Below are 26,566 nucleotides of genomic sequence, written 5' to 3'. Positions count from 1 at the left end.
TCTTTCAGTGAGCTTGGAGTCGGACGAGACGGTTCGGAGAGAACGCTGTTACGTCGAGTTCTGGTTTTCTACCGTGCACCTGCTCGGTAAGGATGTGCCCCCACAGCGGTGCGAAAGTGAAGGAGTAGGTGCCGCCTGCCACGAAGAGTCCCGGGGCTCCGGCCAGTTCGCCGATGACCGGCATTTCGTCGGGCGTGGTGACCACAGGCCCGGTCCAGGTATCGAGGAGCGCATTGTGGCTCAGCGCAGGCAGAAGCCGTCGAACCTGCTCCAGGTTTCCTGTGGTGCTGTCGGATCTGCTCGGCGCCGGCTCGCTGTCGTGGAACGCACCTGCAGGCCAGCCGCCGCCGAGGACGAGGCGTCCCGATCGATTCTGCTTGATCGACATTCCCTCCCCGACGTGCTGAACCAGCACGTCGAGTGTCCGAGGTACGGCATCGAGCGAGTGCATCTGCAACGAGGTCGGGACGAGATCGAGCGATACCCCTGCCATAGCCGCGATCGGGGCCATCCACGGACCTGCAACGTCTATCACCGCGGGTGCAATCCACGTTCCACCGTCGGTGCCGACGGTCCAACCGTCACCGTCGTGGATCAATCCGGTAACCGGTGTCGACGGATGAACCGACGCTCCTTCGGCCGCGGCCTGCCGCAACAGGGCAGGACCTGCGAGGTCGGGTTCCGCGAATCCGTCCCACGGACACCAGGTTGCGGCCTGAATGCTCGGGCCGAGCAGCGGTAGCGCCTGACGAGCTTCATCGCCGGTCATTACCTCGGTCGGGATCCCCGCAGCTCGTTCCCATCGGTGCTTCGTGAGGAGGGCGTGGACCTGCTCCTCGGTTTCGGCCACCATGAACCCGCCACACCGGTTCAGCCCGAGACCGGGCACCGTCTCGTCGAGAGTGTTCCACAGCGTGCTCGTCGACTTCTGCATCGGAAGTAGCTGTTCGACGTCGACGGCTGTGCCCTGCCCGGGCCTGCGCGTATGAATGGTCTGAATGTGCAGGTTGCCCGCAGTCGTACCGGAGCCGGCGGTGTTGGGCAGGGTGCGATCGAGCACAGCAACGCGGGATCCCGCGCGGGTGAGGGCGAGAGCCGTTGCTGCACCTACGATTCCGGCTCCGATTACAACGACGTCGACCTCAGACCGCATGAACAGCTCCTACGGTCGCGTAGGCATCGTCGATACCCGATTCGACGATGACCGATTGCAGCGCGGCAAGCGTGTCGGCGTCGGTGACCGGCAGTAATGGTTCGCGCACGGTGCCTCCCGGTTGGCCGAGAAGGTTCATCACGGCCTTCAGCTGGGGAATGGGGGAGGCGTACACGCCGCTGTAGTCCGAGGCGATGAGCCGGCCCGAGAACGCGCGATAGCGATCGACCCACATGCGTGCGGTGTCGGCGTCACGTGCAGCGACGGCCTCGTAGAACGGAACCGCGAAGGGCGCGCCCACCCCACCGCCGTCGATGTTGCCGTCCCCGCCCAGTTCGAGCAGCGTGGCAAGGCCGCGTCGATGCAGGAAACTCCCGAATACACGAACGCGGTCGGACACGGCCTCGACGGTGTCGAGCATGGCGAGCCAATTACCGGTGCTGTCTTTGATCGCGACGACGTTCTCCAGGTCGGCCAGTCGAGAGAACAGGTCGGGTGTGGTGCCCATGTCGACCGCAACGCCACGTGGCCAGTTGTAGGCCATGAACGGCAATGATGTTGCGGTGCTGACGCTTCGGTAGTAGTGATAAGTCTCTTCTGCCGAGGTGTGTACATACGGCGGAGGCGTCGCCAGTATGCCGTCCGCGCCGACGGAAGCCGCATGCTTCGCGAGCGCGGAGGACTGCGCAGCTGTGTACGCGCTGACACCGATAACGACAGGGAAGCGGCCTGCAACTGCATCGATCGATGCTTCCGCGACGGTCTTTCGTTCGTTGTCGTTCTGGCTGAACCATTCGCCCGTGCTGCCGTTCACGAGTACACCGTGAACACCCGTCTGCGCGTAAAGATTCATCAAGTCGAAAATTGCCTCGGTGTCGACGTCACCCGACTGCGTGAACGGTGTAGGAGCAGCGGGCCAGTAACCGGACCACGCGACATCATCGCGATTCATGGGAGTGCCTTTCGGGCTCGGGACTATCGACGACGCGTCGTACCCGCATTTGTGGGATCGATTGCATAGACTGCCTTCGGGGTGGTCGAGTCGTCAAGCCGGAAACGTACTTGTAACGCGACCACGGTCGAATATGTCTGTCCGAGGCGTGAAGCAAGAGAAGGAGAACCGATGGCGGTCACCTTGATCGACGTTGCGAGCGCTGCTGGGGTTTCGCGCAGCACGGCATCACGCGCATTGAGTGGATCGTCGCTGATCTCGGCGGAGACGCGGGCAGCGGTGGAGGATGCGGCCCGTGTTCTCGGTTATCGGCCGAACAGGGCTGCGAGTGCGCTGCGCTCCAACAGGTCGCACTTGGTCGGTCTGGTCATGAACAACCTGCTCAATGCGACCTTTCACACGGTCGCCGAGGTCGTTCAGAAGAGAGCGGCGGCCAGCGGATTTCAGGTCCTGCTCTGCATCACCGATGCCGATCCGGCGCGCGAGGACGACGTACTCGCCATGCTGGGCGAGCATGGCGTCGACGGAACCATCGTGATCGGCAGTGGTCGAAGTGCGGCGGCGTCGAATGCGCTCCTGGAGCAGGGCCGCGCGGTGGTCAACCTGATCCGTTCGGTCAAGGGGAGCTCGGCGTCGACGGTTCTGGCAGACGACGTCACGGGTGCTCGCGACGCCACAGCGCATCTGATCGAGCTCGGGCACAGTCGTATCGGCTATATCGGTGGAAACGAGGATGCGACGTCCGGACGTGAGCGCTTCGAGGGCTATCGACTTGCGCTGGCGGACGCAGGTATCCCGGTCGACGAGACGATCGTCCGGAAAGGCCCGTTCACCACCGAATTCGGTGCCGACGCGATCAACTCACTTCTGGATGCGCCCCAGGCAATGACTGCTCTGTATGCGGCCAACCACGAGGCTGTCTTCGGCATCCTGCCCACGCTCGTCGGCAGGGGTGTGTCGGTGCCGGACGAGTTGTCGCTGATCTGCCACGAGGATATGCCGTGGCTCGCGATGTGGCAGCCGGCAATCACAGTGGTCGACAACGGCGCGGCCCAATTGGCCAACGTGGCCATGGACCTGTTGTTTCAGCAGATCAAGGATTCGCTCGAACCCGATGGGCGTACATATCGAATCGGTGCTCGTCTGGTGGAGCGAGCGTCGTGTGCCGCATTGTGATCGGAGTTTTCGGATTGCAGGAATCGGGACCGCGATCACATGTGAACGGTTAACAGTTGATGTACCGCGTGTCGGCAGTGTTAACCACGTTGACGCCTCCGAATTCGTCTGCGACGCTTGATGCAATCGATCCCAAAGGATCGACTCTGCTCGAATCACTCCGTCATTGTCGCTGCCGCCCCGTCCTCGAACGTGTAGTGCTGCAGTCGATATCGAAAGGCTCGATCAATGCGCAAGTTAACAGGACTCGCCGCTATCGCTGTCGTGGTGGCCGGCCTCACTGCCTGTAGTTCCTCGGACGATTCCGCAGCCGCGCCGACGGACTGCACACCCACGCTCGGTGCTTCGGACCTCGCCGAAGAAGGCACTCTGACGATGGCCACCAATGCAACGCTTCCGCCCATGCAGTACGTCGATCCGAACGGGGACGTGATCGGCATGCGCGTCGACCTCGGCAAGGAGATCGCCAAGCGCCTGTGTCTGACGCCGAAGTTCGTCAACATCGAGTTCGAGGCGCAGATTCCCGGTGTGCAGGCCGGTCGATGGGACATGATCGACACCGGCATGTTCTACACGCCCGCACGCGCCGAAACCATCGATCTTGTTCCGTACGAGGTGCAGGCAGTATCGATCTCGGTGCCGTCGGGCAATCCCGAATCGATCTCCAGTGTGGACGATCTGGCGGGCAAGACCATCGGCGTCGAAGCGCCCGGATACGAATTCTACACGTTGACCGCGTTGGCCGAGCAGTTCGCGACCGAGGGTAAGCCCGCGTTGACGGTGCAGACGTTCAAGACCAATGCCGATGCCTATCAGGCACTTTCGGCGGGCCAGCTCGACGGCACCTCCATCGTGGAGTCGGTCACGTCGTTCTACCAGGAAGACGGACGCTTCGAGACAGCCGTCGGTGGAATCAACGAGGCACCCCTGGCAATGGGATTCGCCAAGGGCAGCAAATCCTCCGCTGAGGTGGCGCGTGTGCTGTCGGAGATGAGGAGCGATGGATATCTTCCCGATCTGTTCGAGCAGTACGACGTCACCGGATACGACGGCGATATTGCCGTGAGCACCGGTCCTCTCGACAGCTGATCCGACCAACGCAAGTCGAAAGGCACCCACATGTGGTCCTGGGACGCATTCTTTTCCATCCTGACGAGCGCCCAGCTGCTCGAAGGCGCGTGGGTCACGATCTGGCTCACCGTAGTCAGCATGATCCTCGGACTCGCTCTCGCAGTGGTGGTGGCCTCCGCGCGATCATCCAAGCTCGTACCCCTGCGGATAGTCGCCGGGTTCTACGTGTGGCTGATGCGCGGCACCCCACTACTGGTGCAGCTGGTGATCATCTACACCGGGCTGCCTCAGGTCGGCATCAAGCTGGGCGTGATCGAGGCGGCACTCGTGGGTCTGGTTCTCAACGAAGCTGCATACCTGTCAGAAATAGTCCGTTCCGGATTGCTCTCGGTTCCAACCGGACAGACCGAAGCGGCACGAGCGCTCGGCATGTCGCCCACGAAGGTCTTCCGCGTGGTGGTTCTTCCGCAGGCTCTGCGGGTGATGATTCCTCCACTCGGCAACAGCTTCAACGGATTGCTCAAGACCACAACTCTGGTGTCGGTCATCTCCGTACAGGAATTGCTGCGACGGACCCAGTTCTTGGTGCAGGTGAATTTCCGTGTGCTGGAGGGGCTCTGCGCGGCGGCGTTGTACTTCTTGGTGCTGACGACTCTGTGGGGGTTGATTCAGAAGATGATCGAAGTACGAGTAGGGCGTGGATACGACCGCAATTACCGCCGTAAGGGCGGACCGTCGAGTCCGAAACTCGACGACAGCGGAATGAAAGCCGAGGCTGTGAACCGATGACGAGTGCGACGTCTGCGACCACGAACGCGATGACGATGGTCGAGGTCAGGAATATGACAAAGGCCTACAACGATCTCGTCGTCCTCGACGACATCGATTTCACGGTGGACAAAGGGGAAGTGGTTCTGCTTCTCGGGCCGTCAGGAAGTGGAAAGAGCACCTTGCTGCGCACGCTCAACTGTCTCGAGACGATCGAATCCGGGACCGTCCGAGTCTGTGGCGAGATGATGGGCTTCTCGGAGGGGGCCAAGCGAATGCCGCTGTCGGAGGCGCAGATCGCAAAGCAGCGGCATCACACCGGAATGGTGTTTCAAAGCTTCAATCTGTTCCCCATGATGACCGCGATCGACAACGTTGCATCGGGTCCACGCCATGTCCTGGGCACTCAGAAGGACAAGGCGCGCAGGCAAGCTCAGGAGTTACTCGATCTCGTCGGCCTGGCGGACAAAGGGGAGAACTACCCGTCACAACTGTCCGGTGGCCAGCAACAGCGCGTTGCGATCGCCCGTGCACTGGCGATGAAGCCCGAAGTGATGCTGTTCGACGAGCCCACGTCGGCACTCGATCCCGAGATGGTCAACGAGGTTCTCGACGTCATGCTCCGACTGCGCGACGAGGGAATGACGATGGTGGTGGTCAGCCACGAAATGGGCTTCGCGAAAGCGGCCGCAGACAGGGTCGTCTTCATGAGCGACGGAAAGATCGTCGAAGAGGCACCTCCTGGTGAGTTCTTCGACAAACCCAAAAATGCTCGTACACAACAATTTCTGAGTCGCATACTCTGATTCGACCGACTGATGGTCCCAACTCAGGAGCGCACGTTCTTCTGAGAGGGGGTTGGGTCGAACGAATAGATGTCGAGCGATGAGGACTCATCCGTTCCAGTGTGTATAGGCTCGACCGTGGGAGTCGGTTTTGTCCACAAGGGCGGACGGATGGGCGAATACTCATGGCACTGGCAGATCTCGACACTGGCAACCCGCATTGGCTCAACGCCGTCATGTTTGCCATCGCGGCGGTCATAGCAATAGTTCTCACCTGGTGGTTCTTCGGCAACGACAGATAGCCGAGACGAACACGTGGCTGTCCAGGCTGAGTCGATGTCCAGAATCGCACCGGCGTTCAGGTTGTGCAGGGCTACCGGGTCAGGATCTCACCGGTGCAAGATCCACGCCGGGCGGGGGAGTGAGGCGTCGGAGTGTGCCGTCGAACACGGTTGCATACAGTGACCAACCGTTGGCTGACGGTCCGATGCGTACCGAACTCGGTCCCGTCCGTCCTGGCGAAATGCCTGCTGCGATAACGCATGTTGTCCCTGTCCTGGGGTCGATGCTGTACACGGAACCTTCTACGTGTGCGGCGGCGTACAGCGTGCCGGCGTCGGACATGGTCAGGTCGTCGAGTCCCGGAAAGAATCCCGGCACTGTAGCCACCACAGACCAGTCGTCGGGTGCTTCGAGGGGTACTTCGATGACCTGGCCCGTGAACAGATCGTCGGTGTACACCCGGCTGTGGTCCGGGCTGAGCGCCAACCCTTCTGATCGAGGAACGGGCGACCAGTTCTGTTCGACGTCGTCGGCGGTCGGGTCGTAACGGGTCAGACCTCGGGAAGGCGAGCCGATGTCCGTGCCCACGTCGGTGGTGAGAAAGTCCCCGTTCGGCAGTCGGAGAAGTCCGTGAGCCGCCATGTCGGTCACCGCGCTGACCTCGCCGGTACGGGTGTCGAATTGCGAAAGCCCTGGACCGGCAACAAAGTAGAGGATGCCGTCGTGCAACTGCATCCCCCGCGGAGCCGCGAGGTTGTCGAGTACCGGGTCGACGTGACCGTCTGCATCCACGTTCACGATGCTGGAGGCTCCGGATACGAAGAACCCGCCAGCTCCGTCGGGCTCGAGATTCTCGGGTTCGTCGAGTCCGCTCGTCACGGTCTCGACCGACCAGCCTGCACATGTCATGGGCGGCGGGCTCGGCTCAGGTGTTCCGGCGTGAGCAGGTGCAGCCGTGAGAGGCGCAAGCGTAACCACCGCACCGACGAGTAGAAGTGTACGAAGTCTGTTCGAAGCCAGAGACATGGTGCGAACGATAGTGGAGACCGTGCGGTCGGAAAATTTGAGTCGATGTGGGGGACAGGCAGCTAGCGCACAGCAGGGTGCACAGATCGTTGATCTCGGACCGAATCGGCCTAGCCGTAGATCGAACGAATGAATGTCGAGCGAGGGCGACTGACACCGGTGCGTTGTGAATAGGGTGAGCAACGCAAGTCCGTTTGCCGACAGGAGCGTGTCAGCGTGAGTTCACCCATTCTCGTCAAGGGCCAGAATATTTCCTTACCGGACGAGCCGACACAGCTGGATGTCATCGTGTCGTGGGTCGACCCGGAGCGAGACCTCGATGCATCCGCGCTGTTGGTGACATCGACCGGACACGTTCGCTCGGACTCGGACTTCGTGTTCTACAACCAATCGGAGTCTGCCGACGCATCAGTGCGTTATCTCGGCAGCAGTAGCACCGATGAAGGCAAACAGGAACGGCTGTCGATCCATCTCGACTCTCTCCCAGCAGATATCGAGAAAGTAGTCATAGCGGGTAGCTCGGACAATGCTCCGTTGGGCGACTTCGGAAAGTTGTCGCTCCAAGTACGGGATCAAACCGGATCGGTGCTGGGGGAGTTCCTCACTGCCGACGCCACCGCCGAACGTGCGCTGGTGTTCGGGGAGGTGTATCGAAGGGCCGGTGTCTGGAAACTGCGCGCGGTCGGGCAGGGTTGGGAATCCGGGCTTGCAGGGCTCGCAACGGATTTCGGCGTGGACGTCGACGACGGCGAACCGGAAGGCGGTGCCGACGATGTGGTCGTCGTCGAGGTCGCGGATTCGCACGTACAGGCTACGGACCAGAACGGTGAGCTCGTCGATGTGTCGCTTGTCGACGTCGAACCCACCAAGCGCGGCGTGCGAACGAAGAAGCCGTCCGTGAAGAAGGCCAGTCCGCCGCAATTCACGCTTGCTGGGGGAGAGGGCTGGCAGACGGCTCGGCTGTTCTCCATTTCCGGCGTCGGGTCCGGTGAAGAGCAGGAGAAGAGGGCCACGTCGGCGCTGATCGCAACGATGCAAGCGGTTCGTCCCTTCGCCCGAGCGATCTGCGCGCACGCTGGCGCACCGTCAGGTCCATTCGAGGGTTACCTCGAGGTGCAATTCGTCAAAGGCGAAGGCAAGGTCATTCCGGACGGGGTTTTCCGGGTGTTGCGTGCGGGGCAGGTATGGACGGCATTGCTCGAAGTGAAGACAGGGACAGGCAAGCTGCAGAAGGAGCAGCTCGAGAACTACCTCGATGTCGCCAAACGGCACAGATACGAAACGGTTCTGAGCCTGTCCAACGACATCCCGGCCTCTGCAGGCGAGCTTCCGGTACAGGTCAACAAGACCAAGCTCAACAAGGTTTCACTGCGACACATCTCGTGGTCCGAGGTAATTCACGAGGCCCGAATGTTGCTGTCGCACGGGGACCTCACCGACTCGTTACAGGTGTGGATCCTCAGTGAGCTCGTGCGCTACCTGACGCACCCGAAATCCGGTGCGACGGAGTTCGTCGACATGGGTCGCCACTGGGTAGCGGTCCGGGATTCCGTCACCGCGGGAACCCTTCGCTCCAGTGATGTCAAAGCTCTGTCGGTTGCGAACACGTGGGCGTCGCTGTCGAGGCACCTGGCGTTGAGGATGACGGCCGATCTCGGCGTCACCGTCAAGCATCACCTTCCGAGGAAGTTCAACGGAGATCCTCAGGCACGCAACGAGTACATCGTCGACCAGCTCGTGGCCTCCGGATGCCTTACTGCCACTCTGCGCATCCCCGACGCTGCCGGAGACGTCACCGTCGAAGCCGATATGCGTACCAACAAGATTCAGTGCAGTACCGCTATCGACGCGCCGACCGACGGGACCGCGCTCAGACGAGCATCATGGCTACTGAGACAACTGAAGAACGCTCCCGCAGACATCCTGGTCGAAGCCGTGTTCGCAGACGCGAGCGAAGTATCGTGCGAGAACCTGGCAACTGTACGAGCAGACACGAAATCACTCACATCAGGCCGGACCAGCGAGCTGCAGTATTTCACGCTGACGTCCCCGACGAAGATGGGCAGCAAGCGCTCAGGGTCGGCGGCCAGCTTCATCGGTAGCGTGACCGACGGTCTCGACGCGTTCTACCGGGATGTCGTGCAGCCGCTGAAGCCGTGGACGCCTTCTGCACCGGAAGCGACCACTCACACATCTGATGAATGACTCTGCTGCTGACTGGACCCCGGGTTGAACGGCTTCACATATCTACGTTCATCGTCAGCGCCAGGTAAGTGTTCAACCGATCCTCGATGACTGGTCCAGAGAGGTCTGTCCGGCCTGCTGCGCGCCACGGCACTACCCACTGATGCAGCTCTTCGGAGCACGCAAGTGCACTTCGCACTCGCCAATATCGACGGTCGGATTATTCGGCGGCGAGGACGCCTCCGGCCTCGGTGTATTCAGCAGCGAATCGCAAACCCCACAACGGCCCGTGCAGAAGTGCGAGATTCGTGCAGCAATGCGCGACGTCGAGATCCGCAGGTCCGCTACAAATTCCGGCCCAGTCGAGCACACCGGAGACGGCTGGCCCGGTAGGTCCTGTGTCGAACAGAACGTTGCCGGGCTGAAAGTCCCTGTGCAGCAACCGGACCTGGGAGCGCGACGGTGGGCGGCCGATGACTCTGGTCGCGGCCGACCAAATATCGGTGTCGGCGGTCGGTGGAACGACGGCGCTCTCTGCAGTAGACCCTGTCGAGTATCTGCGAAGCCCGGCTTTCACGGGAGTCAAGTGAATTGCCACAAGAAGCTGCGCCAAGCATCGGATACGGGTCTGGATGCCGTCGTCGTACAGCGGTTGCCCGGGCAGGTAGGTCATGAGAAGCGATGGATGCGCGCACTGCGTCGCGGCAACGTCGGCTGCAGCCAACAGAGGCGTGGGGATGATGCTGTCGGACTCGAGCAACGTCAGAGCCTCAGCCTCGCGTCTGAGCCATTCCTCAGCGTGCTCCTGCGCTGACGGTGCCGTGTAGCTCTTCAACACGAGCACGCGAACGGCGTGCTGATCATCTGCCACAGTGAGCCGACGCACCTCGGCCGTGATGCCTCCGGTCATCGAGTCCACGGCCGTCACACGTTCGCCGGGTTCGAGGTGTTCGAGAACCCAGGTGGCGGTGGAAGGAGCAAGATCGGTGGACATTCTCGTCATGCCTCCGTCCCGCTGCGCTGGGTGCCGCAATCCCGGTGTCGGCCGAGCATCTCACCAGGCAGCCTTCGCGGTCCACCTGTTTTCGGCTGTATCCATGATTGAGGATCCGGCGTATTGGGCATCGTGCAGATATGACAGAGAACGCAAAGCTGACAGTGGAACGCACCATCGAAGCGCCCGTGGACGCAATTTTCGACGTCCTGTCCAACCCCGAGCGGCATCAGGCACTCGACGGCTCGGGATTCGTACGCGGCGTTGACCACGCAGACCGAATTCAGAAGGTCGGCGAGAAGTTCACGATGAACATGCAGGGCGATCACATGGGTGGGGAATACCAGACCGACAATGTCGTCACCGGGTACGCCAAAGACAAGCTACTGGCATGGAAGACCGCGCCGGCCGGCAACGAGCCTCCCGGATGGGAATGGTTGTGGGAACTGGAGTCTCAGGGACCCAACGAGACATTGGTGCGGCACACCTACGACTGGTCGAAGGTCACGGACAAGAAGCTTCTCCAGCAGATCGGGTTTCCCCTGGTCACCGAGGATCAGCTGAACGACACACTTGCACGCCTCGCTGTCGAGGCAACGTCCTGATCTTTCGGGCATACGTTCAGCCGTAGAACGCCGCTGCGTCGACGCTCTCGATGTGCATCCATCGAGCTGGAAAGTCCGTCGACGCAGCGGCTTCGGCGAGGTCCAGGCCACGTATAGCCAACGCCGTCGTGGGTGACTGGTCCACGATCAGGCTGATCGCGTACGTTGCTGCGGTGACGTGAACGCAAGGATCAGTTCTGCTGGAACAGGTGCATGCCGTGTCGACGTCCATGGGAACCGGTGCCAGACCCCCCGATACCAGCTCCGCGTGAAGCGCGTCGGGCAGATCCCCGCTCCCTCTGCCGTGAGTCGGATGACTGGCGACGATGCGCAGAGCCGCCCTTTTGTGAGCCGCCGAATAGCGCGGCACCGTAAATGTCGCGGTCTCCATTTTCTTTCCTGCTGAGACCACGCAGCGAATAGAACCGATCGTGTTGGTATCCACGATGGCCGACTCGCTACGAGCCAGGCTCCGCGCTCGAGGAAGCATGGGATTGGGTCGGGTAGCGGTGATCGGCTCGACTCGACGCAACCATTCCTTGCCCCATGGAGTCGCACCGAACGGCGGGGGCTGGGGAGTGGATGCCATCACCGTGCCACCGACAGCGACAACGTCTGTCTGAGTGTCGAATCATCCAGTGCGGCAAGCGCTGTCTCGTTGTTCCCCTCGGTCAACCCTGCAATTGCTTTCTTCCGGGCGTGCAGCGACGCAATGTACTCCTCCAATGTTCCTTCGGTGGTGAGCGCCATGACTGTCACAGGTGAGGTCTGTCCGATTCGATGTACCCGGTCGGTTGCCTGCGATTCCACCGCCGGATTCCACCACCGGTCGTAATGGATGACGGTGCTGGCACGGGTGAGGTTCAACCCATAGCCGGCTGCTTTGAGGCTCAGCACCATCACGGGACAGCTACCGCCCTGAAACTCGTCCACCATTTTCTCGCGCTGGTCCACGTCGAGTCCGCCGTGGAAGAAGGGTATGGCGGCTCCAGTGACACGCGCGAGATGGTCGGCGAGAAACTCGCCGGTCTTGCGGTACTGGGTGAAAACCAATGCGGTCTGCGACGATTCGGCGAGCTCCTCGATGATGTCGGTGAGCCTGTCCAGTTTCCCGGAACGGTCGGGCGACGAAGACATGTTGCCGTTCACGAGACCCGGGTGGTTGCAGATCAGTTTCAGAGAGGTCAGCAAAGCGAGCACCGCAGTCCCTCGGCGTTGTGTAGAACCGAAACCGGTGTCGAATGCAGCCTCGACCGTCGAGTTGTACAGCATCGCTTGCTCGTTCGTGATCGGGCACAGAACGTCTATCTGCTGTTTGGGTGGAAGGTCGGTCGCCACTTCGTCTTTCGTCCGTCGGAGGACGACCGGAGCTATGGAATGGGACAAGTGCGCAAGCGCAGCCGCCGAACCCGCGTTCTCGATGGGTGCGGAAAATCGCCGAGTGAAGCGTGCTCTGGTCCCGAGCAGACCCGGGTTGGTCAGGTCGATCAGGGCCCAGAGCTCGTCCATACGGTTCTCGACCGGGGTGCCGGTCAGTGCGATGCGAGTTGTCGAGCTCAGTCGTCGCGCAGCACGGGAAACCTGGGTGCGCGAGTTCTTCATGACGTGCGCTTCGTCGAAGAAGACCGTGTTCCAACTGATCTCGGCCAGGCGGTCGGTGTCGGAGCGCAGTGTCGGATATCCGGTCACGGTCACGCAGCCGCCCTCTCCACATCCACCGAGCGAGCGGTTCGGTCCCCGGTAGACATTGACCGTCAGGTCGCCGGCAGAGAACTTCTCGATCTCGCGTCGCCAATTGCTGATCAGGGATGTCGGGCACACCACCAGAAAATTGCCTTCACTCCGCGAGGCTCCCACAATCATGTGCGAGATGGCTTGCAGAGTCTTGCCCAACCCCATCTCGTCGGCCAGAATTCCTCCACCCCCGGCTTCTCCGACGGTCGGAATCCAGGACGCACCGTGCACCTGATACGGCCGCGGGGTGAAGGTGGACGCACTGTCGCCCAGATTGCCCTGCATGTGCAGGCTGGTGCGTAGGGCGTCGACGGCACCGTGCGCGGTCGACACGCTGGACCCACCCGTGTTGGGTACCGCGTACGCGGCCGGGGGGAGTGACTCCAGCAGCGATGCAGGAATCTCGGCGTAGTGGGGCCGATGTTCCAGGTGGTCCAGAACCGCCAGCCACCCCCGGGCCGACGCGCTTTCCGGGAGGCCTGCCGATGGTGCCAGTGCCGCTTCGAGTTCGACGCGACGCGGATCGACGAGCTGTGCTTCGACGGTCCGTACGGTCACGGTGCCGCCCGTATCGGGTAGCGCAAGGTCGATCGGCGTCGTCGCTGTGGTAGCCGTCCTTGTGGAATCAGGTTGCCAGACAGCGAAACAGTGCCGACGGGGAAGGTAGGTGACCTGCGGAGCGAGGCCCGTATCGGTCGTCGAAAGCATGCAACCTCCAGCCGAGTGAACGCTTCGGTAGACCCGAAGCTGCCCACACGGTACGTGCCCGGACGGGATTTCGCCGCATTCAACAGTGCTTGACAATTCCGAAAATTGCTGTCCTACAGCGCTATCGAGCAGCAGGAAGCGGCGTGGAACCGATCAGGATTGCTCGCGCGAACACCACCACGTGGTGCGGCCGCCCACCGTTCCGCGAGTCATCGGGGCACCGCAGCGTGGGCACGCCGCGTCCGCCTTGCGGAACGGGATGATCTCACCGGTGTGCACGCCACCCTTCTTGATCGCTGACCTGATGGCGCGACGCAGAACAACGCGGAGCTCGTCGAGTTCCTCGGTGGTGAGGGTCTTTGCCCGTCTGGACGGAGATTGCTCGCTCTGCCACAGCACCTCGTCGGCCAACAGATTGCCGACGCCTGCGATTGCTGCTTGGTCCAGCAAACGTGCTTTCAGAGGTGCTCCGCTGGAACCGATTCGGTGCCGGAAGTCGTCGCGCGTGATCTCCGCAGCATCGGGCCCCAACGCATCGATATCGGGTTCGAGGCGCACTCGGCCGAGCCGGCGCTTGTCGAAGAGCCGGAGCTGACCCCCGTCTTCGAACGTCATGGCAAAGCGTGTCCACTCGGGCTTGTCGGTGTCGCGCTCGCCCACGTGCGGATCGCCGCCTCCGTACTGCGACGTGCGATCGCCGTCAGGAGCGGTGACAATGACGCGGCCGCCCATTCCGAGATGGATTCCCAGCGTCGGACCGCTGGACCCGTCGGCGGTGACGGTTTCGCACCACATCGCCTTGCCACGTCGACATGCCTCGGTGAGCTTGCCGCCCTTCAGGGCGTGGGCGATATCGCCCGGCATGTGTGGACGGCACTCGAACGAGTCGGTGTCATCGATAGAGACGATGACGCGTCCGAGGGCTTTTTCGACGACCTGTCGAGCGTTTTCGACTTCGGGTAGTTCGGGCATGGAGCGGGTGTACCCAATTCGCCGGCTCTATGCGCGAGCCTGTGTCGTCAGGCGCGCTTCCTCCCGTTGGCGAACTGTCTGAAGCCGATCAGGTTGCCGAACGGATCGAGAACCTGGCACAGACGTTCACCGGTGAACACCGATTTCGGCCCTCGATGCACGACGCCTCCGCGATCGACGCAGTTGGCGACCACTGCGTCCACGTCGTCGACGTTCCAGTACGAGACCGATCCTGCAGTCCCCGCGGGGCGGTTGTACGAATCGGTGACGTGGACGGTGAGTCGCGTACCGGAGACGTCGAACGCGGCGAGTTGCTCGTGTACGTCGACGGGGTCGGTGCCCAGGAGCGTTCGGTACCAGTCGACGGCGGCGGCGAGGTCGTCTGCGAAGTAGAAGACGTTCCCCACGCCCGAGAGTGCGTTGTCCATCATTGTCCGTTCGGGTTCGCTCGCACCGACAGTGCGATGTCATGGGTTTCGGTGTGCGTAGCACCGTCGACGGTGTGGGCCAGCGCTTTCTGCACCACGTCGTGGTCGGAGCCGGTCCACCGTTCTTCTCGCTGACGTCGGTACTGGCTCCACGACGGCACAGTGAACTGCTCGACCACGGTGTCCTCGACGTCCAGACTCCGGTACAGGTTCCAGGCGTACGCCCCCGTTCGCTTCCGCGCGATCCCGACCGGAGCCATCGACGTCAGAAACTGCTCCAGAGCGTCGTCGACCACTCGGTACGTAACGGTGATCCGCACCGGCCCGTCGTCCGGATCGGGTTCGAACATCACGGTCGGGGTCGGCCACGCCATGGACACCGCACGGTCGAGCACGCCGGTCTCGGGTCGCAGGGGGAGGACTGCGACACTCGCAGCGACGAATGCCAAGGCGGCTACCGCGACCGCGAGTGCGTCGACGATGCCGATCTTCGACGCCAACCATCCCCACACGAGCGAGCCGATGGCCTGAGAACCCATGAAGACCAGAAGGTAGACCGACATCCCGCGCGCTCGAACCCAGGTGGCGAGCGAAAGCTGGATAGACGCATTCAGTGCGGTCAACGTCGTGATCCAGGCAATGCCGGACAACAACAGCGCCGGGACCACCGCCCACAGCGGAAGCCACGCGAGCGCTGCCATTCCCACGCCGTACCCGACAGCAGAGCCGACGAGCAAGGTGTTTGCGCCGCAATGTTTTCGGAGCATCGGTGTGGCGGCAACGCCGATCACGGCTCCGACCCCGAGTACGCCCAACAACACGCCGTATCCCACCGAGCCCAATTTCAGTACCGACGACGAAGCCGATGGCAGTAGCGCCCACAATGCAGAGGCGGGGAAGGCGAACAACGCCGAGCGCAGAATGATTCGTCGAACGATCGGGCCGGACCGGATGTAGCGGACCCCGGACAGGATCGACTCGGCAAGGCCTTCTCGATCCGTTTGTGGATGTTTCGGGCGTTTCCATGCAATCAGCACGCTCAACGTTGCGAGAAAGGAGGCGGCGTTGATGGCGAACACGAAGGTCGGCCCGGCCAACGCCACCAGTACCCCGGCAAGCGCCGGTCCGACGGCCCGCGCCCCGTTGACGGTCACGCTGCCCAGCGCCGAGGCGGCCGGGATTTCTTCACGGCTCACCAGCTCGGGCTGAATGGCCTGCCAGGCGGGAGCGGACAGTGATGTCCAGCAACCCAATACGAATGTGCAGGCGAGCAATCCCCACGGAGACAAGGTGTCGGTCCATGCCAGTGCGGTCAACATAATTCCGGTCAGCATCGAACCGGCACCGACCGCGATGAGCAGAACGCGGCGATCGAGCGCGTCGGCGAGCGCGCCTGCCAGCAGGGCCAGCAACAGGGTGGGTAACAGACTTGCTGTCTGCACGGCGGCGATGATGGTGGTCGACGCCTCACGTTCGACCAGGAACCACTGCGCACCGACGGTCTGCATCCAGCCGCCGATGTTCGACACCAGCTGTGCGATGAAGAGGCTGCGGTAGACGGTATTCCGTAGCGGTGACCACGCGGACGGTGCTGCCGGCGTGGTGTCGGTGGCGCTCACGCCAGTCCCGCCGACCATTGCGCGAATGTCTGCCATTCGACCTCGGGATATCGGGTGCGCAAGCCGTCGATGTCCGCGTCGTATCCGACGTCGGTCAAGAATTGGAACATCGCTCTCATGTCCTCGGAACCTATGTCCCGTGCCCGGCTCGAATACGGCTGCACCGAGGTTCCGAGAACGTCGCCGAGAGTGTTCGCCATGGCCTCCAAGCTCGGATCGTCCGACGCGAGATCGATTCGCATCTCGCGAAAGTGCGCGGGTTCGGTCAACACGAGGGTGACGAACCGCCCCAGATCCCGCCGCGACAGCTGCTGTAATGGAGTGTGGAGCGGCAAGGGCAGATCGAGGCGGCCGGCCATGACGTCGTCCAGTCCGCCGAGAAGGTTGTCGTAGAAGTAGGTGGGGCCGACGATCGTGTACGACAGCCCAGCTCGACGCAGCAGTGCCTCGGTTTCGGCCTTCGTCTCGAAATGCGGTATGCCGGTGCGGCGGTCAGCGCTCGCAACCGAGGAGAACACCACGTGCGGAACCTCCGCGGCGATCGCCGCATCGACGAGGGCTGCGCCCTGAGCCAATTCGGCCGCGGGACCGTCCTCGAACGGCGTCGTCATCACGAACGCACCGGCACTGTCTCTCAGTGCAGCCGCGGACGATTCCCGATCGGTGATGTCCGCGACGACGATCTCGGCACCTCGCTCACGTAGCCGATCCGCGCGGGCCGAATGACGCCGCACCACTGCGCGCACCGGTAGCCCCCGCGCCAGCAGGGCATCCACCACCGCGCCGCCCTGCCCTCCGGTTGCTCCGACGACTGCGTACGGTCTGATCATCGTGTTGTCACCTTTGTTCCGGAGGGCGAGAGCGGGGCTGCTACTGGGCGATGAAGGCGAGAATGTCTGCGTCCAAGGCCTTCTGGTAATCGCCGTAGATTCCGTGCGGTGCACCGGGGTAGACCTTGAGGGTGCCGTGCTGGACGAGTTCTGCGGTTTTCAGTGCCGCCGCGGCGATCGGCACGATCTGGTCGTCGTCACCGTGGGCGATGAAGATCGGGACGGTCAGCGCTTTGAGATCCTCGGTGAAGTCGGTCTCGGAAAACGCCTTCACGCAGTCGTATGCAGCAGTCAGATTGACCAGCATCCCCTGTCGCCAGAAGTCGTCCTTGGCGCCCTGGGAGATGGCGGAGCCCTCACGGTTGGCACCGAAGAACGGCTCGGACAAGTCCTTGTAGAACTGCGATCGATCGTAGAGAACGCCGTTGCGGATGTCGTCGAGTGCTTCGATCGGCGTGCCCTCGGGGTTGGCCTCGGACTTCAGCATGACCGGGGGAACGGCACCGGCAGTGATCACCCGAGCGACGCGGCTGCCACCGTGCTGCGCGGCGTACCGCACGACCTCGCCGCCACCGGTCGAGTGTCCGATGAGGGTGAGTTCCTGCAAGTCGAGGGCCTCGACCAGTTCGGCCAGATCCTTGGCGTAGGTGTCCATGTCGTGGCCGACGGCAGTCTGCGAGGACCGGCCGTGGCCGCGGCGATCATGTGCGATGGCGCGGTAGCCGGCGTCTGCGAGAAGCTTCAGTTCGAGCTGCCAGGCATCCGAGGACAGTGGCCAGCCATGACTGAGCAGAACTGGCTTTCCGGTGCCCTGCTCGGTGTAGTAGATCTCGGTTCCGTCGGTGGTGGTGATGTACGGCATGGCCTGCTCCTTGGTTCGGTTCGATTGGGTACCGACAACATTCGTCCGTTCCCGGGTCGAAAGCGTCGCCGCTGCCATCCAACGCGGGGGAGGAGATTCCGGTGGCGCCGCTACCTGCTAGCCGGTAGACAGACCGATGTGGACCGACAGTGTCGTGCCACCCCCGGGTGGGCTGGCGATGGTCAGTTCGCCGCCGACTGCGGCCACCCGATCCTGTAATCCGATCAAACCCGACCCTGTGCTCGGATCGGCACCTCCGCGGCCGTTGTCGGTCACGGTCAGTTCCAAGCTGTCCTCGGTCAGGTGCGCGGTGATGTCGACTTCGGTGGCCTCGGCATATTTGGCCGTGTTCGTCAGCGCCTCGGCGACCACGTAGTACGCAGCCACTTCCACCGATTCGTCCATCCGGGAGGAAATGTCGGCGGTGAGGGCAACGGGAATCGGACTGCGTCTGGCCAACGTCTTGAGTGCCGGTGCGAGTCCTCCGCGCGAGAGGATTGCGGGATGGATGCCGCGACTGAGTTCGCGGAGGTCGGTGTGCACCTGCGACAGCGTCTCGACGCTGCGGTCCAACATCGCGCGGAGCTCGGTCAGATTCTCCGGGGCAGCGGCTTGGGCGCCGCGCAATTCCATTCCGAGAGAGACGATTCGCTGTTGGGCACCGTCGTGCAGGTCACGCTCGATACCTCGGCGGGCTTGGTCGGCTGCGGCGACCACGCGGGACCGGGACCGCGTCAGCTGAACTCGTGTGTCGTGGTTGTAGACCGCAGTGGCAACGAGGTCGGCGAAGTCGGCCAGTCGATCTCGGGTCTCACCGCCGGCCGCATACTGCGTAGCTGTCGTGCCGATGATGACGGCACCCCAGGTACTGCCGTCGACAGTGATCGGTACACCTTCGACCCAGCGAATACCCCTGCCCTCCAGTCGCTCAGCGATACCGCCGGTCGCTTCGGTGAAGTCGACGGCAGCGGCGCGGCCGGTGTCGGCGACGATCGTGGCCACGTTCTGCCCACCGATCGGCAGTCGATCACCGGCTTGCACGCGCTCACCGGCGGAGTCGTCGCGGATCGCCAGAATCGTGTAATACCCGTCGCCGTAGCGGATCACCGAAACATGTTCGTTGTCCAACCCGACGGTGAGTTCGTGTGCGACTGCGAGGTACACGTCATCCGGATCGGCCCGCAGCGCCACCAATGTTGCGACCTTCCGCAGTGACGCTTGCTGGCGTGCCAGCGCGACGGTACGCAGGTGCATGTCCTGACGGTCGCGGGCGGCGGCAAGAAGAGCCTCCAACGAAGGCACGACACGGCGGATACGGCGGGCATCGACGCTATCGAGATCGGCGGGAACCAGCAGCGACGCGGTGACGACCTCCCCGTCCCGAAGCAGGATTTTCTCCTGCCCCACGGACGCGTCGGCATTCCCTTGCTTCAACACCGCGAAGGGCAGGTCGAGGACCGCAGCCAGCCGGGTGCTGGCAACATCGAGCATTGTCGGGGTGTGGTCCGAGCGCAAGATGGTCTTGGCGAACGCCGCCAACATATCTGCTTCTCGTCGACGTTGATCGGATTCGGTTGCGCGCAACCGTGATTGGCCAACCAGCACGTTGGTCAGAAGCGCCAGTGCCAGAAACACGATCAGTGCAGGGACGAGGCTCTCACTGCTTTCGAGTACATGGATGTAGGCGTACGCGCCGGCACTGGCGACCGATGTCGCGATCGACAGACGAAAGCCCCACCCCGCAGACACGATCAGCACTCCGAACAGGAATATCGCACCGAAAGCATTCTCGGGTGACACCCGTTTGAGCGTCAGCACAACGAGTATCTCGACGGCGATGGCGGCTGCGGCCACTGCGATTCCGCAGGCGACCGGCGGCGCACTCGGCCGGAGTATCACAGTGACGAGCCGGTCGCGGAGGGCGGCGTCCGACGTCATCGGCATATCCGACTGCTCGAATTACCGCTAGCGGTAATGCCGACCCGAGCCGTCTCTGACACTCTCGACAGAGTGATGCCCTCCCGCCTGCAGTGCCTGATCGTCGACGACAGCGACGCTTTCTGTGTCGCTGCACGCAGACTGTTGGAATCGGCAGGGATGTCGGTGGTCGGCACGGCGACCTCACTCGCCTCGGCGATCGATGCAGTGCTGTCCACCCACCCCGATCTCGTGCTGGTCGATATCGACTTGGGTGCCGACAGTGGGTTCGACGTGGTCGAAGCGATCGACGCCCAGGATCTGACGCCTCCGCCTGCCGTCATTCTCGTGTCGACACACGACGAGGAGGACTTTGCAGACCTGGTGAACAACAGTTCCGCCCTGGGTTTCCTGTCGAAATTCGAGCTGTCGGCGAGCGCGATCGAGGCCCTGCTGGGCACCTGACGGCGGGTCACCCGACGGTGTCCAGATACAGGATCACCGCTCGCACACGACGGTGATCGTCGGCCGTTTCCGACAGGTCCAACTTGGTCAGGATGCTTCGGACGTGCTTCTCGACGGTTCCTTCGGTGATCCACAACCGTCTGCCTATGCCCGCGTTGGAGAGCCCTTCGGCCATCAAGGTCAAGACGTCCCGTTCGCGAGAACTCAACGCGCCGAGGGGATCACCTCGACGCTTGGCCGCAACCAGTTCGTAGACAAGTGCAGGATCGATGACCGACGAACCTGCCGCGATTCGATCGATCGTCGAGACGAAGTCGGCGATGTCGGTCACGCGGCTCTTGAGCAGGTAACCCATACCCTTGGCGGTGTTGTTCGCGCTGTCGAGCAGTTCGAGTGCGTGATCGACTTCGACGTGAGCAGACAGGAGCAGCAGAGAGACGTCGGGAAAACGGTCGCGAATCTTCACAGCCGCGTCGAGCCCCTCGGCGGTGTAGGTCGGCGGCATCCTGATGTCGATGATCGCCAGGTCCGGTGGATCTTTCTCGAGCAACGCCAGTAACTCCTCGGCGTCACCGGCCCGGCCCACGACATCGAGGCCCGCCTGGGTGAGCAGACTGGCCAGGCCTTCTCGCAGCAACACGTCGTCATCGGCGATGACTACTCGTATCTGGGACATCACGCTCCTCGAACCCGTCGGGTTCGAAGTATCGGCTGCGGCGTCGTGAGCTGTCATCAGTCATTCGACTCTATTGCGCGCTTCGAGTGTCGACTCGGTTTCGCGATTCTCCAGTCGCTCGATCGGTCGTCGTGGATTCCACGGTTCGGACTCGGCCCGGGGGAGAGGCCGTTCTCACGGGTTGCCTCGAAAAACAACTGCAGGAAGGACGACGACGCATCCCCGGGCTGGGCGGCGCGAGCCTGACGGGGTTCATCCGATGACCTCGACATCGCCATTCCGTCCCTTCCGTCCCTCACCCGCAGAACGGGTGTCGCTTCCTCCCAAAATAGTCTCAGATTCTGAACAGTCAAACAACTGAGAGTTCTCGGGGTGGAGTCGGAAGGCGGGGTGGTGAGGAAGTCGACGTGCCGGCTTACATACCGGCGGCCGTGGGAGGTTCGATCAGCATCCTCTTGATCACTTTGCCGGTCGCGGTTCGGGGGAGTTCTTCGAGGAACGTGATGTCTCGCGGCACGGAGAACCGGCTCAGTCGATTTCGGATGTAGGCCCGCACCATATCTGCGTCGAGGCCTGCAGCACCACGACCGACGACGAACGCCGCGAGGCGCTGACCGTACTCGTTGTCGGGTACGCCGACCACCGCTACCTCGCCGACCTGAGGAAGGTTGGCTATGGCGTCCTCCACCGGCCCGGGAAACACGTTCTCGCCGCCGGAGATGATCATCTCGTCGTCCCGCCCGCACACGAAGAGCCGCCCGTTGCAATCGATGTACCCGAGGTCGCCGGTATCCATGAGTGCGGCACCGCGAGCCGAAGCAGTCGACGGAGGCTCGGCGTTCGTGTAGCCGTCGAAGAGCATGTCGTTACCTACGAATATCCGGCCCAGAGTGCCGGTCGGAACCACTGCGCCGTCGGCGTCGAGTACGGCGATGGTCGTGCCGAGCGGCGGCCGACCCGCGGTAGTGGGAGCTGCACGCAGATCCTGCGGTGTGGCGATGGTCGCCCACGAGACCTCGGTGGAACCGTAGAAGTTGTACAGAACATCTCCGAACGCGTCCATGAACCGCGAGACGGTCGACCCCGTCAACGCCGAACCGCTGCACGCGACGACTTTCAAGCTGGACGTGTCGTAGCGTGATCGCACGGACTCGGGTAGATCGAGTATGCGCTGCAACATGATCGGGACGGCGATCAGCGACGTGCACCGATGAGTCTGGATTGCCCGCAAGCACTCTTCCGGATCGAATCGATCCTGCAGAACCACGGTTGCCCGCAGCGGTGTACTGATCTGCAACGCCGCCAGCCCCCAGCTGTGGAACATCGGCGCAGCGATCAGCATGCGCTCGTTCATACGAAGTGGCATGCGGGACAACATGGCCGCGACGGTCCCGAAGCCGCGTGGGGTCGGGCGAAGTGCACCTTTGGGAGACCCGCTGGTGCCCGAGGTCAGCACGACAACGGATCCGGGCCGTTGCGGTCTGTCGAACGTGGCGGACGGAGCCGCGACGAAATGCTCCAGAGTGCGACGGCCCGCGACGACGGTATGAGCCGACAGGCTGACGCGGAGGACGTCGTTGGGGAGGTAGCGAACCATCTTGTCGAATTCGTCGTCGACGAACAGCGCTTGCAACTGGTGACGACTCGAGATGGTCTCGATCTGGCGGGCCGCGAGGCCGGTGTTGAGAAGTACGACCTCGACACCGAGCATGCCGCAGGCGACGACGCATTCGATCATGGCAGTGTGATTGCGGGCCAGGACTCCTACCGTGTTTCCCGGGCGAATTCCGGATGCGGCGAACCCTGCTGCTATCCGATGCGATCGCAGGTGGATTTCTGCGAACGTGCGAGTACCGCGATCGTCGATCACGGCAATTTCGTCCGGTGACTTGGCGGCGGCGGCCGCGAAGCCACCGCCGAGGGTGAAGCCCCATTTCGCCAGCGAGTTCAGCTGCCGGTATGCGCGATCAGGACGCGCGGCACGAACGACGCCGGTACCGATCATCGTTTTGAGGACCGCAAGCTGTAGCGACCGGGAATCGCCGGCGTTGGACACGATCGATGTCGTTGCGCCGGAGAGGGACTCGGCCAACCTGTTCAGGCCACCCATGACCCAGTCGACCACTGCCCGATTGTGTTCGGGTTGCGGCGAGTAGGTTCCGGCCAGGCCGGCTCTGAAGATCGTCACATCGATCTTGGTCTCGCTCGGTGAACGCGCGCTGAGGGTGAATCTGATGAAACCGCCGGACTCGACGTGCTCGACGGTGATGATCGGCCGGTTACGTCTGTTCACCACGACTTCGAGTGCGTGCTCGACCCCACCGACGCCGCACGTGTAGCGGTTCGCCGACTCGCTGAGAAGGCAGTACCCGAGCCCGGGGAAATATCGCGGGTACAGTTCGACCGCACTGAGCACCCCGCACACTTGCTCGACGTCGTGTGCGAAGACCGTGCTGCAGTCGATGACGTCGGAAACCATGGTCCACCCCTGTGCCTTGCCGTGTCGAACAGCGCCGCTGCCACATCGGCACCGACCAGAAGAATGGCAGCGCACACCGGTAACGGGTCATCCGCCTGGATGAAGTCGTCATAGTAATCCCGGTGCGCGGTTTCGGGAAGTAAACGCGAATCTCCGTCTAATCGGGACGAAGTTCGCCGCCGCCCCAGAGCTCGTCGAACGGAACCGTGCGGGCCAGGATTCGCTCCGCAGCTCGGTGTCCCGACAGGAATGCCGCGGTCACCGTCGACGGATCGTCCGTCCACGTTGCCTCGCCGGCCAGGTGTAGAACTCCGCCGACCGGGGTCGACAGATCATCGTGGTCGCTCGGTCGCGAGCCGACTGCCGGGTACGAGTAAGCGCCGCGGGAGAACGGGTCGTCCTGCCATCGCGTGACATGCACCCGCTGCGGGGAGATCACGCGTTCGCCGTAGAGGCCACGAAGCGCGTCGAGCACCGATTCGGCAATACGTGCGTCGGACCACTGCCGGATCGTCTGTGCACACGGCCCCGCCGCAAACGTGAGCAGCGTGGGCAACCCCTGCGGCACGGTCACGTCGTACCACGAGTGCCACCAACGCCCGGCCTCCCCTTGCTGCCGAATCGCGTAGACGTCCTCGTCCCAGAATGCATGCGGGAACTGTAGGAACACCTTCTCGAACGCGTTCATCTGGAGTCCGTCCAGCGCAGTCGACACCGGATGGGGAAACGGCGGTTCGATAAGCAAGGTCGGTGACTTCAGGACGCCGATCGGAACCGTCACCACGATGTGGTCGGCCGAGAACGTCTCGGTGAGAGTCTCGACGGAGGAGCTGTTCGATCTCAATGTGATGCGTGTCACTTCACGGCCGAGTCGTACATCCAGCCCGTCGGCCAGACAGACCGCGAGCCGGTCGTACCCCTCGGGGAAGACGACCTCGTCACCCTCGATCGCGTCGTCGTCCAACCCGTGCGCATCGAGCATCCCCTGGTCGACACCCAGCTGTTCCTCGGCCCGGTGACCCAGGAACTCCCGGACCCGTTCGATTCGATCAGGATCCCATGCGAGCCGTTTCACGGTGCTGTTCACGGCATCCCCGTACGACGTGCCCAGGGTCGATGTCACTATGGTCGCCGCCAGCAGCTCGTCGACGACGTGTACGTCCGACGCGAAGCTCGCAACCTCGTCCTCGCTCAGACGCCGTCCGTTCGGTGAGTAGTACGCGATGGGCCGTCCGTCCGGCTGAAAACTCCCCACCGTGAACTCGCTGGTCGGAATGCCGAAAGCCTGTACCGCGTCGGCCAGCGGATTGTTGTCGATTCCATGAACCCAGGACGCACCGACATCGAGAATCTGTCCGTCCGTCCGCAGGGTGTGCACTCGTCCGCCGATGCGGTCGCGGGCTTCGAGAACGACCACACGGTGACCCGCACGGTGCAGAATGCGTGCTGCGGTGAGACCGGAAATGCCGGCTCCCACCACCACGGTGTCGACGTGCGTCATGCTCTGTCCGTTCCATTGGTTGCCGACATGCTCAGTTCCCACGGCCGGGGTTGCCGTTGCCGGAGTTCCCATTGCCGGAGTTCCCATTGCCTGAATTGCCGTTGCCGTTGCCGTTGCTGTTGCCTGGACTCCCGTTGCCGGAGTTGCCATTGCCCGCATTACCGTTGCCGTTGTTCCCGTTTCGCGGTGGAGCCGCAGGTTGTGGCGGCTCGGCGGGCACCTGTTCGACGGCGGGGGCGGGCACGTCCTGGGGGAGGTTCGAGACAACCGGCATCGAGGACTCGGATGAGGTTGTCACGGGTGCCGGGCTGGTCGGAGCGGTGACCGATGTGGACGGCGATGTCTCGATCGGCTCGTCGCCTGTTCCGGTTGCCATCCAGGCAATTGCCGACGCGACGGCGACGAACAGTGCGGCCGCAGCCAGAGGGACAAGACCGCGACGCCGTGAACCCTCCGTATGTCGAGGGGCCGAATCCTGCTCGGCGACAACCGCTGTCGAGTTCGCGACGGGCAGGACCGCAGTGGCCGGCGGTGGTGGCGGTTCGCTGGAGAGACTGTGTAAGGCGTCGGCCACGGTGTCCGCCGTCGGCCTGTTTTCGGGATGTCTGGCCGTCATCGTCGTCAGCAGCGAATGCCACTGGGGCCCGAGTTGCTCGGGTACCTCGGGGTCGCGGTGCAAGCGCGCCACGGCTGCGGCTACCGCGCTGCCGTCGAACACCATTGCGCCGGTAAGACATTCGATGAGAACCAATCCGAGGCTGTAGATATCGGTTGCAGGCCCCGCAGAGGTGCCCGTCGCCTGTTCCGGGCTGAGATAGTGAGCGGTGCCGACGGTGGTGCCGTGCTCGGTGAGGCGGTCGGCGTCGACGATGCGAGCGATACCGAAATCGGTGAGCTTCACGCAGTGTCCCGTGCCCGACGCCGGCTCTCGGGCGACCAGGATGTTGGCCGGTTTGATGTCGCGGTGGATGACGCCGCGGTGGTGGATGTAGGCAAGGGCTCGAGCGATCTCGTGTCCCATCCGGGCGACGAGATCGCCCGGTAGTGCGCGGCCTGCGCGGTAGCCGTTCAGAGTGGGGCCGTCGACGAACTCCATCACCAGAAACGGCACTCGGATACCGCCGGTGTCGGGGGCGGTACCGGCGTCGTACAACGTCACCAGGCCAGGATGCGACAGCGACGCGAGCGTCCTGATCTCGGCATCGATCCGTGCATCGGTATGTGCGGGTTCACCCTGACGGAATATCTTCACGGCAACGGGCCTACCGAGGACGTCGTCGTCGGCTCGAACGACATCTGCCATTCCGCCGCGCCCCACGACGTTGCCCAGACGATATCTGCCCGCGAACAGGTGATCGTCGGAGTTCGCACCCACCAAT

23 protein-coding genes are annotated in these 26,566 nt (G+C 62.9%); 7 read left to right on the top strand and 16 right to left on the bottom strand.

Features of this window, described 5'->3' with window-relative positions; genetic code table 11:
- Positions 1–4 precede the first annotated feature (4 nt).
- Together RFA01S_RS13120 and RFA01S_RS13115 are read right to left on the bottom strand one after the other, a co-directional pair.
- Positions 5–1,153: an NAD(P)/FAD-dependent oxidoreductase gene (locus RFA01S_RS13120; protein ID WP_032366136.1), complete on the bottom strand. Its 1,149-nt coding sequence runs from the start codon at positions 1,151–1,153 to the stop codon at positions 5–7.
- Complete coding sequence (locus RFA01S_RS13115; protein ID WP_032408227.1) at positions 1,143–2,105, bottom strand: dihydrodipicolinate synthase family protein; 963 nt, start codon at positions 2,103–2,105, stop codon at positions 1,143–1,145. The genes RFA01S_RS13120 and RFA01S_RS13115 overlap by 11 nt, the downstream gene beginning before the upstream one ends.
- A 171-nt stretch (positions 2,106–2,276) precedes the next feature.
- Between RFA01S_RS13115 and RFA01S_RS13110 the strand changes: the two genes are divergently transcribed.
- The 4 genes from RFA01S_RS13110 (at position 2,277) to RFA01S_RS13095 (ending at position 5,926) form a co-directional block, all read left to right on the top strand.
- Positions 2,277–3,281 carry a LacI family DNA-binding transcriptional regulator gene (locus tag RFA01S_RS13110; protein ID WP_032366138.1) on the top strand — a complete coding sequence of 335 codons (1,005 nt, stop codon included), beginning with the start codon at positions 2,277–2,279 and terminating at the stop codon, positions 3,279–3,281.
- A gap of 228 nt (positions 3,282–3,509) precedes the next feature.
- A complete protein-coding gene (locus RFA01S_RS13105; protein ID WP_032408228.1) occupies positions 3,510–4,370 on the top strand; it encodes an ABC transporter substrate-binding protein in 861 nt (286 codons plus the stop codon).
- A 30-nt stretch (positions 4,371–4,400) separates the two neighbouring features.
- Positions 4,401–5,141 (top strand): amino acid ABC transporter permease, encoded by a 741-nt coding sequence (locus tag RFA01S_RS13100; protein WP_032408229.1) that lies wholly within the window; start codon positions 4,401–4,403, stop codon positions 5,139–5,141.
- 53 nt (positions 5,142–5,194) lie between these two features.
- A complete protein-coding gene (locus tag RFA01S_RS13095; protein ID WP_272945628.1) occupies positions 5,195–5,926 on the top strand; it encodes an amino acid ABC transporter ATP-binding protein in 732 nt (243 codons plus the stop codon).
- Between the two features lie 360 nt (positions 5,927–6,286).
- Here the strand turns inward: RFA01S_RS13095 and RFA01S_RS13090 are convergent, their stop codons facing one another.
- Entirely contained in the window at positions 6,287–7,066 is a 780-nt protein-coding gene (locus tag RFA01S_RS13090; RefSeq protein ID WP_238325177.1) for an SMP-30/gluconolactonase/LRE family protein, read from the bottom strand.
- Between the two features lie 363 nt (positions 7,067–7,429).
- On the opposite strand from RFA01S_RS13090, the gene RFA01S_RS13085 reads away from it, so the two are divergent.
- Positions 7,430–9,418, top strand: coding sequence for a TerD family protein (locus tag RFA01S_RS13085; protein WP_032408231.1), 1,989 nt, complete (start codon positions 7,430–7,432; stop codon positions 9,416–9,418).
- A 199-nt stretch (positions 9,419–9,617) separates the two neighbouring features.
- Here RFA01S_RS13085 and RFA01S_RS13080 read toward each other — a convergent pair whose 3' ends face one another.
- Entirely contained in the window at positions 9,618–10,400 is a 783-nt protein-coding gene (locus RFA01S_RS13080; RefSeq protein ID WP_202902228.1) for a phosphotransferase family protein, read from the bottom strand.
- A gap of 131 nt (positions 10,401–10,531) precedes the next feature.
- On the opposite strand from RFA01S_RS13080, the gene RFA01S_RS13075 reads away from it, so the two are divergent.
- Entirely contained in the window at positions 10,532–10,996 is a 465-nt protein-coding gene (locus RFA01S_RS13075; RefSeq protein ID WP_027497200.1) for an SRPBCC family protein, read from the top strand.
- A gap of 16 nt (positions 10,997–11,012) precedes the next feature.
- On the opposite strand, the gene RFA01S_RS13070 is transcribed toward RFA01S_RS13075, so the two are convergent.
- The 8 genes from RFA01S_RS13070 to RFA01S_RS13035 form a co-directional block, all read right to left on the bottom strand.
- Positions 11,013–11,585, bottom strand: a complete 573-nt coding sequence (locus RFA01S_RS13070; protein ID WP_139278441.1) for a hypothetical protein — start codon at positions 11,583–11,585, stop codon at positions 11,013–11,015.
- A complete protein-coding gene (locus RFA01S_RS13065; RefSeq protein ID WP_072692092.1) occupies positions 11,585–13,438 on the bottom strand; it encodes a DEAD/DEAH box helicase in 1,854 nt (617 codons plus the stop codon). The genes RFA01S_RS13070 and RFA01S_RS13065 overlap by 1 nt, the downstream gene beginning before the upstream one ends.
- 153 nt (positions 13,439–13,591) lie before the next feature.
- Positions 13,592–14,410 (bottom strand): Fpg/Nei family DNA glycosylase, encoded by an 819-nt coding sequence (locus tag RFA01S_RS13060; RefSeq protein ID WP_032388347.1) that lies wholly within the window; start codon positions 14,408–14,410, stop codon positions 13,592–13,594.
- A gap of 47 nt (positions 14,411–14,457) precedes the next feature.
- Entirely contained in the window at positions 14,458–14,838 is a 381-nt protein-coding gene (locus tag RFA01S_RS13055) for a VOC family protein (RefSeq protein WP_052060882.1), read from the bottom strand.
- A complete protein-coding gene (locus tag RFA01S_RS13050) occupies positions 14,838–16,493 on the bottom strand; it encodes an MFS transporter (RefSeq protein ID WP_080731017.1) in 1,656 nt (551 codons plus the stop codon). Before RFA01S_RS13050 ends, RFA01S_RS13055 begins: the two co-directional genes overlap by 1 nt.
- Complete coding sequence (locus tag RFA01S_RS13045) at positions 16,454–17,287, bottom strand: NmrA family NAD(P)-binding protein (RefSeq protein ID WP_032408233.1); 834 nt, start codon at positions 17,285–17,287, stop codon at positions 16,454–16,456. Before RFA01S_RS13045 ends, RFA01S_RS13050 begins: the two co-directional genes overlap by 40 nt.
- A 40-nt stretch (positions 17,288–17,327) precedes the next feature.
- Positions 17,328–18,149, bottom strand: coding sequence for an alpha/beta fold hydrolase (locus RFA01S_RS13040; RefSeq protein WP_032366147.1), 822 nt, complete (start codon positions 18,147–18,149; stop codon positions 17,328–17,330).
- 117 nt (positions 18,150–18,266) lie between these two features.
- The gene (locus RFA01S_RS13035) at positions 18,267–20,087 is read right to left on the bottom strand and encodes a sensor histidine kinase (protein WP_081371331.1); all 1,821 of its coding nucleotides are present in this window, start codon (positions 20,085–20,087) and stop codon (positions 18,267–18,269) included.
- Between the two features lie 75 nt (positions 20,088–20,162).
- Here RFA01S_RS13035 and RFA01S_RS13030 point away from each other — a divergent pair, with 75 nt between their 5' ends.
- Complete coding sequence (locus RFA01S_RS13030; RefSeq protein ID WP_228139412.1) at positions 20,163–20,531, top strand: LytR/AlgR family response regulator transcription factor; 369 nt, start codon at positions 20,163–20,165, stop codon at positions 20,529–20,531.
- 7 nt (positions 20,532–20,538) lie between these two features.
- Here the strand turns inward: RFA01S_RS13030 and RFA01S_RS13025 are convergent, their stop codons facing one another.
- The 4 genes from RFA01S_RS13025 to RFA01S_RS13010 all read right to left on the bottom strand — a co-directional run bounded on the left by RFA01S_RS13025 (position 20,539) and on the right by RFA01S_RS13010 (position 26,562).
- Positions 20,539–21,207, bottom strand: coding sequence for a response regulator (locus RFA01S_RS13025; RefSeq protein ID WP_032366150.1), 669 nt, complete (start codon positions 21,205–21,207; stop codon positions 20,539–20,541).
- Positions 21,208–21,622: 415 nt separating this feature from the next.
- Positions 21,623–23,686 (bottom strand): AMP-binding protein, encoded by a 2,064-nt coding sequence (locus RFA01S_RS13020; RefSeq protein ID WP_032408235.1) that lies wholly within the window; start codon positions 23,684–23,686, stop codon positions 21,623–21,625.
- 157 nt (positions 23,687–23,843) lie between these two features.
- The gene (locus RFA01S_RS13015) at positions 23,844–25,187 is read right to left on the bottom strand and encodes a flavin monoamine oxidase family protein (protein WP_032408470.1); all 1,344 of its coding nucleotides are present in this window, start codon (positions 25,185–25,187) and stop codon (positions 23,844–23,846) included.
- Between the two features lie 31 nt (positions 25,188–25,218).
- The gene (locus tag RFA01S_RS13010) at positions 25,219–26,562 is read right to left on the bottom strand and encodes a serine/threonine-protein kinase (RefSeq protein WP_238325178.1); all 1,344 of its coding nucleotides are present in this window, start codon (positions 26,560–26,562) and stop codon (positions 25,219–25,221) included.
- Positions 26,563–26,566 lie beyond the last annotated feature (4 nt).

Origin of the sequence: Rhodococcoides fascians NBRC 12155 = LMG 3623, from assembly GCF_001894785.1 — a bacterium.
GTDB classification, from domain to species: Bacteria; Actinomycetota; Actinomycetes; order Mycobacteriales; family Mycobacteriaceae; genus Rhodococcoides; species Rhodococcoides fascians.
This window is presented reverse-complemented; position numbering and strand designations above follow the sequence as displayed.